4 protein-coding genes and 1 pseudogene are annotated in these 5022 nt (G+C 42.4%); 1 reads left to right on the top strand and 4 read right to left on the bottom strand.

Annotated features, from left to right (window positions below):
- Positions 1–99: 99 nt before the first annotated feature.
- The 4 genes from grxC to hflX all read right to left on the bottom strand — a co-directional run bounded on the left by grxC (position 100) and on the right by hflX (position 4675).
- Complete coding sequence (gene grxC / locus ACEW80_RS05085) at positions 100–372, bottom strand: glutaredoxin 3 (RefSeq protein ID WP_373525545.1); 273 nt, start codon at positions 370–372, stop codon at positions 100–102.
- Between the two features lie 289 nt (positions 373–661).
- The gene (locus ACEW80_RS05080; RefSeq protein ID WP_373525544.1) at positions 662–1549 is read right to left on the bottom strand and encodes an exosortase-dependent surface protein XDP2; all 888 of its coding nucleotides are present in this window, start codon (positions 1547–1549) and stop codon (positions 662–664) included.
- Positions 1550–1909: 360 nt separating this feature from the next.
- Positions 1910–2659 (bottom strand): hypothetical protein, encoded by a 750-nt coding sequence (locus ACEW80_RS05075; RefSeq protein ID WP_373525543.1) that lies wholly within the window; start codon positions 2657–2659, stop codon positions 1910–1912.
- Between the two features lie 246 nt (positions 2660–2905).
- On the bottom strand, positions 2906–4675 hold the full coding sequence (gene hflX / locus ACEW80_RS05070; RefSeq protein ID WP_373525546.1) for a GTPase HflX: 1770 nt from the start codon (positions 4673–4675) through the stop codon (positions 2906–2908).
- A 171-nt stretch (positions 4676–4846) separates the two neighbouring features.
- Between hflX and ACEW80_RS05065 the strand changes: the two are divergent.
- Positions 4847–5022: pseudogene (locus ACEW80_RS05065) on the top strand (Uma2 family endonuclease); the annotation flags it as partial.

Here is a 5022-nt window from a genome sequence, read left to right as displayed (position 1 = left end):
ATTTAATTATTATCTCTTGTTGCTCTCTCTGCCAAAGTTGTAGCGACTGCCGTATATTTTGCAGCGGCTGATCGCTTGCGATCGCTAAATCTTCTGAACCTACACGCTATTGCTAGAAGTTAATAGCTCATCCAGCTTGCCTTGACTGTCTAAAGCGTGGATATCATCACAACCACCCATATGGTGATCATTAATGAAAATTTGTGGTAAAGAGCGCCGTCCATTTGCTCTTTGAGCCATTTTATTTCTGGCTGTCTCGTCTCCATCAATGCTGTATTCGATAAATTCAACTCCCTTGTCTTTCAGCAAACTTTTGGCACGAATGCAAAACGGGCAAGTCCTCCAAGTGTAAATTTCTACTTTTGCAGCCATAACGTCCTCAAATTTATTTAATACTTCTTAATTTTAGAACTTTACCATTGACTATAGCTGCCTTATCCTGGTTTGACTTTATCTTCAGAAGGCGCTAACTAAATTTGCCACATTAAGTTATTAGTACAGATGAGTCCCTTCGAGACATACTATACGTAGCTTGTTTTTTTGCAGGAGTACGCGGAGTTCAAAATCAAAATCGCTAAAAAGCCTGTTTTATAGGCTTTTTAGCAATTGTATAGCTTCCTTGGAGTATGTTAATCTATTTACGCCTTTAGGGGAGTATCCTTTAAGCTGTTACTAAAAACTTTTTCTTCACCACTCTCAACGCACCTACAGCAAATAAGCCAAGGGCGGCGGCTGTAGCAGGTTCAGGCACTTTTTTAGGCGGAGATGGCGGGGCTTGATAATATGCTGGACCATTTCTGGCTATTACTTTGAAATCAGGTCCGTTGTATTCTGCATTCGTTGTTATTTGAATCCCACTAAGAGAAGTTACTCCCAATTGCTTAAGCTTGACTCCCCATGAACCCACTTGTTGAGCGCCATCAATTTCTGTAGTGTCAATGCTATAGCCTGCGTAATTTTGGTCTTTGTGATTCAGTTGTAAGAATTCACCCATTAACTTGCCAGTGCTATCAATGGCTTGAATGCCCAAGTTACTATTCATACCTCGTTCCCAAAAGAACAGGTTGTCTAATCCAGTTTTATCTTTCTCAATCAACTTGTCGAAGAAGAGGTTGATTTTAAAAGATCCAGTGTCTTCTGTATCAATAATGTTGTTTAAGTTTTTGTTACCCACGAAGGCAGCAATTTCAGTACCAGTTGGGTTTTTCATACCAGAAACAGGTATGGGAGCAGAAGCCTTATCACCTCTATCTGTACTCGCTGCCCCGGTGTTATTGTTTTTGTCCCCTGGTGTACTCGTACTTCCGGCTTGAACGTTTGTGATTGGTGTGTTAGATAAGATATTGACTTTATTAATGAAAGAGAAATTATTAAATTTGGTTCCATCTTGACTAATATAATTTAGCCAAATATCACCTTTGGAAGCATCTGTACCTGTGAGAGATTGAGTGAAATTAGTCTGAAAGGTGGCAGCATTAACGGATGGAGAAAACGCTAAAACTGTTCCAAAGTATATAAAAACAAAAGTGGATATGCGCTGAATTTTCATCGGTTTTGCTATGGTGTTTTAGTAATGAAATTTTTATGGTCTTTCTTCAAGACAAAAGCAGATTAATTTTGAAATTTAGCTACAGCACGGATTAGCGTGATATTGGGTAGCTATGATTTGTCGCAGCTTGATAGTTCAAATTCGAATAAATCTACTCAATGAGTATTGGATTTATTGATTAGAAATCTATGGATCTAACTTGCCATAAACAATCTTGCATAGTTCATCTTTTATCTCCATGTTCATTAAAAATTTAATTTGGGAGGCAAAAACTATACTTATTTAAGTATTCACCTCTAAAGCAGTAATTTCATGGATTATTTATGTGCTTTTTCACCCAACTTAAATCATCATTTTTACTTACTGGTATGCAGACTGTTTGTTTTTTTTGATAAGTCCCAAAGCACCCAGAGCAAATAAAGCTAGAGCTGCTGTTGCCCCTGGCTCAGGCACATATTTAGGTTTAGGTGGAGCCACATAATAAGAACTCGACCCTACCCAGATTGAATTAGCACCAGAAACTCCTGGGTTATTACCGTAATTCCCTATGTGAACTGCCGCGAATATTTTATTCAGAGTATCTTTAAAATTAAAGTCTGATGCATTGAGATCAACATTATTCAGTGAAATTGTGGCAGTGAAGCCATCATTGGTTGGGCCAGTCGATGATGGGTTAATTTCTAAATCTAATTTACCTTGATAGCCACCTGGTTTTTGGTTGTTTTCGGCTGCTGTAATGGGTTTACTGCCCATAGCATAACCTGAAGCTGCGACTATTTTAAAAGCATTATTCTGAAATTTGGTGTCGTTGTAATTCAAATCAAATGTTTGAATTTTATGCACACTTGCTCCTGCTAAGTCGATGACAACATCTACACTTTTTGCGTCAGTCGCATTGTCCTTAATGGTAAGTGTCCCAAAAGAGGTGTTTACTTTAGCACAGCTACTTGAACCAGAATAGCTTTGTGTACCCACAGTTCCAGAGATAACGCAATCCAGGTTATATTTAAAGGAAGCGGCATTAGCTGGGGCAAAAGCGGAAGATGATATTACAACGGCAGTAGCAGCCAAAAAGGATGGTATCGCTGAAGTGGAAAATAGGTGTTTCATGTTAATCAATAATTTGCAAAAAAAATGCTAAGACTCAGTTGCGGATGATGGTAATTTGCTGCTTGCTACCCATCTAAAATCAGATGCACATAGTAAAAGCCTTTCACTAATCTAAACACGGAATTAGTAGTTGTCTATGATACAAGCCTTAAGTTTAAAAAGACTTTATTTTTGGCTTCATATAACAAAAAACCCAGTATTGCTACTGAGTTGTCTTATAACTAAAAAATTATTAAACTAAAGTATTTAACCGTAGTCAACGGCATATTCAATCAGCTGGGCAAGGCGCTGACGTAAAGTTTCTAGTCCCAAGCGCTGACTCGCAGAAATAAACACCGCTAAGGGAAACTCTTCCCTAGCTAAAGCCAGTGTCTCACTATCGGCTTGATCAATCTTGTTAAAAATAACCAGCGCCGGACCAGGAGTTATTGGCATTTGCGCCAAGATTTCTCTGACTGAGCGAATATGACGCAACCAAGCCGGGTGAGACAAATCTACCAAATGTAGTAGAGCATCGGCTTCTGTGACTTCCTCCAAGGTAGCGCGGAAGGCATCCATTAATGATGCTGGCAGTTCGTGTATAAACCCCACCGTATCTGTAATAAGAATTTCCTGAGGTTTATCAGCTTCGCCATGAGGAATTACCAAGCGGCGCGTGGTGGGATCGAGAGTTGCAAATAGCTGATCGGCTGTATAAACTTCTGCATTAGTAAGAGCATTCAGCAAAGTGGACTTGCCAGCGTTGGTGTATCCAACCAAAGCCACTGAGGGAACTTCTTGATGCTGCCGTCGCTGTCGTAGCCGCGAACGATGTGCCTGCAACTGGTCTACTTCTTTTTGCAGTCGGGATATGCGCTGCCCGATCGCACGGCGTTCAGTTTCTAGTTTGGTTTCACCAGGGCCGCGAGTCCCAATACCACCACCCAATCGAGACATGGTGCGACCTCTACCAGCCAGTCGCGGCTGCATATATTCTAACTGTGCTAGTTCTACTTGCAATTTACCGGCACGGGACTGAGCGCGTTGGGCAAAGATATCCAAAATAACTTCGGTACGGTCAACGACCCGGATACCAATTTGCATCTCCAAGTTGCGGACTTGGGAGGGTGAGAGGTCGCGGTCAAAGACGACGAGATTAACTCCTAATGTTTGGGCAGTTAGGGCAATTTCTTGTACTTTGCCTTCGCCAACTACTGTTTGGGGATGAATGCGCGATCGCTTTTGTTGTATTGTCTGTAATACATCTCCCCCAGCCGTATCGACTAAACGTGCTAATTCTAATAGGGTGTCTTGAAATTGTAGGGGAGTTATCTCACTGGTCATCAGCCCGACAATCAGCACGCGATCGTGGTCAGCATCTACTTCCTGCGCGATAAATTCCCGTTGGAATTCCGCTTCCAGGTTTTCCACCAAGTCTACTAAATCCTGATCTGCCAGATCATCCAAGTCCAGAGGTGGCGATATATTCCAACTTGGGGATTGGATTTGTTTAGAGTGAGCGAAGCCGAATTGGCTCTCCTCTACTTTCACAGCAGCAGGACTAGCAATCAGGGTGCGAGAATCTTGGGGTGTCAGATGAGCTAGATAAGCTTCTTTGACATATCCAGTCGCACCGCCTCCCCGCCGTGTAAAACCTGTTCCGGTAATGTTTAGGACAACTAAGGCATCTAAGCGTTGCAGTGCCATAGCCGTGAGTGCCGCTTCATTGGGCGGTTCTGGCTTGAGATGGGTGGCAATACAACGAATACCGCTGAGTCGTTCTGCACCGTAACGGGGCAATTCTAGGGGTGGTATTTGCGTTTGACGAGGTGTGCCTACCCCGACGCGAATTACTTGTCCGCGACGGTTGATGTAGGCGCACACAGGCTGATTGACTTCTGTGCTAATTGCTGCCAGACGCTGCGAAAACTCAGACGTGGTGATGCGATCGCCTGGTATGCGCTGGTGATACAGCCGCTGTAGTTGCTTCAGCTGGCTGGACTTCAGACCTTGGAGATTTCCAAAAATAGTTTCTATAGGCGTTTATGACCAGTTAAATGGCCCCCCAAATCCTTCTTATATCTATTCTATATTACATATAACAAGGTTAAGATTGCTAACTATCTTTGATGCATACATTATCAATTAGTCGCCCAGAGCCTTCGTTTGACGCTATTTTGGTGGTAGTAACCCACACCCAATCGAGCAATGGTAACAACACGCGCCGCCTCAGAACAAAGGGTTGTATTGAGAAATATCAGTTGGCAGACTTTTGAAACCATGCTAGCGGAGATGGGAGAGGATAGAGCCTCTCGAATCACCTATGACCAAGGTATGCTGGAAATTATAACTCCCCTGATGCCGCATGAACATTGGAATTGCTT

The sequence above is a fragment of the Nostoc sp. genome, assembly GCF_041747015.1.
Classification (GTDB): domain Bacteria; phylum Cyanobacteriota; class Cyanobacteriia; order Cyanobacteriales; family Nostocaceae; genus Nostoc.
The sequence above is the reverse complement of the archived record's forward strand: the minus strand, read 5'-3'. Positions and strand labels throughout refer to the sequence as shown.

Bases quoted from the DNA above. Each gene is read 5' to 3' on its own strand.
- grxC (WP_373525545.1), bottom strand. From the start codon at position 372: ATGGCTGCAAAAGTAGAAATTTACACTTGGAGGACTTGCCCGTTTTGC.
- ACEW80_RS05080 (WP_373525544.1), bottom strand. From the start codon at position 1,549: ATGAAAATTCAGCGCATATCCACTTTTGTTTTTATATACTTTGGAACA.
- ACEW80_RS05075 (WP_373525543.1), bottom strand. From the start codon at position 2,659: ATGAAACACCTATTTTCCACTTCAGCGATACCATCCTTTTTGGCTGCT.